At 31.8% G+C, this 1,559-nt stretch carries 3 protein-coding genes; all 3 read left to right on the top strand.

From position 1 onward, the window contains the following. A partial coding sequence (locus M3205_RS25030) for a hypothetical protein (protein ID WP_251172351.1) occupies nt 1-204 on the top strand: 204 nt, incomplete at its 5' end. 124 nt (nt 205-328) lie between these two features. Next, a complete protein-coding gene (locus M3205_RS25025) occupies nt 329-814 on the top strand; it encodes a hypothetical protein (protein WP_251172350.1) in 486 nt (161 codons plus the stop codon). A 181-nt stretch (nt 815-995) separates the two neighbouring features. Further along, entirely contained in the window at nt 996-1,358 is a 363-nt protein-coding gene (locus tag M3205_RS25020; protein ID WP_251172349.1) for a YunG family protein, read from the top strand. The last annotated feature ends 201 nt before the right edge of the window (nt 1,359-1,559 follow it).

Raw genomic sequence — 1,559 nt, 5'->3', positions numbered from 1 at the left:
AAAAAGCAGCTAATGAAAAACCTTCCAAAAGGTATTTGGAGGGTTATTTGGCGTGCCTTCCAAAGTATAACACGGAAGAAAAAAATTTTTAATAAGAAGTTCTTGACTCCTATTAGCTGGTTTAGTTTAATAAGCAAATCCTTAAATAAAAAAACTCGCAGTTTTTTTAATGCGAGTTTTCTTTGTTATAGCATTATGGTATAGCAACAATATTTACGAAAACAGCCTTAACAAAAGAGGTAGGTTAGTTCAATAAAGGTTACTAACCATTTGTAAATAGGTGGTAAAATCAAAGTAGTTGAGGAAGTATTCGAAAGGAGGTAATTCTTTGTTTTTATATCATATGGTCATTCACAATAATAACGGGGAATATATAAGTCCCCAAATGGTTTTAAAGGAAGGGTTAAATCATAAAACAGCAACAAGATGGTATTCAAGAGGTGCTAATTTCTTTCCACAACTAACAGAGCGTTTCAGACCCGTAAATATTCCTAAATGGATTGATTTTAAAGTTGCTTTTGGTGCAGATTTGGAACCATATGAAAAACCTTACTTTCGTTTTCCTGTTTCTAGTGATAAAATTCTAGTTTTTAACTTCGATATTTCAAGTGATTTATTTGCTTATATTGAAGCTATCCCTGACGGAGGGAAAGGGTATCTTGTTGAAGGATTACCTTCAAGGGAGGATTTAATGAAGGAGTATTGGGAAAGTATGACTACTCTGGCAGAGTATATGAAGCACAAGCCCTTTAATAATCCTGAAGTTTATATTTTTGAACCTGTCCCACCAAATTTGATCGAGTTTATACGTTAAATTCTTTTAAGGGAACGGAAAATAGGAAAGTATCTTCCGAAGAAAATTTTTACTTTGGTGTTCACTTAATCCCTTTAATTCTGCCGCTATTTAGCAGGCGGTTTTTTCTTATTCAACAAAAGGGGCAGGTTTGCTTAATTAGAATTAAGATTAATATTTTAATATAAGAGAAGGGATTTTTATGGAGGATAACACGTTTAAAATAGAACAAATAATGAATGCTTTGTCTAAATCTTGGTCTTTAGAATCAAGTTCAAAATGGAGTAAGTATAATCCTGCAAAGGGGCAATGTGGTGTAACCACATTAGTAGTAAATGATCTATTAGGTGGAGAAATTAAGAAAACTAAATTACCTGATGGATGGCATTTTTATAATATTATTAATGGAAGACGACACGACTTTACAGCTTCTCAATTTATAGAAGACATCTTATATATGGATATTCCTTCAAATAGAGAAGAAGCATATAAAGATACTAATGATAAACAGTATAATTATCTAAAACAGAATGTTTTAATCAATTTAGATACATTATTCATCTAATGGTGAGTTTTATTTCAAGAACAGCTGCCAAGTAAGGTGGCTTTTTCTTATTTAAGTAAAGGGCAGTTTAGTTGATGTAAACGCTAGAATAAAGTTGACAGTTTTCGCTTGATTAGATTTTACACTTTTGCTCTATCACCCTAAAACTTTAGTAAAATAGTTTGTGATGTTATTTTACTGGAGGTTAGGATTTTGGAGGAG

This window comes from Cytobacillus firmus, assembly GCF_023715565.1.
In the GTDB taxonomy this organism is placed as follows: domain Bacteria; phylum Bacillota; class Bacilli; order Bacillales; family Cytobacillaceae; genus Cytobacillus; species Cytobacillus firmus_C.
Note: the sequence above shows the minus strand (reverse complement) of the source record. Positions and strands in the feature narration are given on the sequence as shown.

Excerpts from the sequence above, each read along its gene's own strand:
- M3205_RS25020 (WP_251172349.1), top strand. The coding sequence starts at position 996 with ATGGAGGATAACACGTTTAAAATAGAACAAATAATGAATGCTTTGTCT.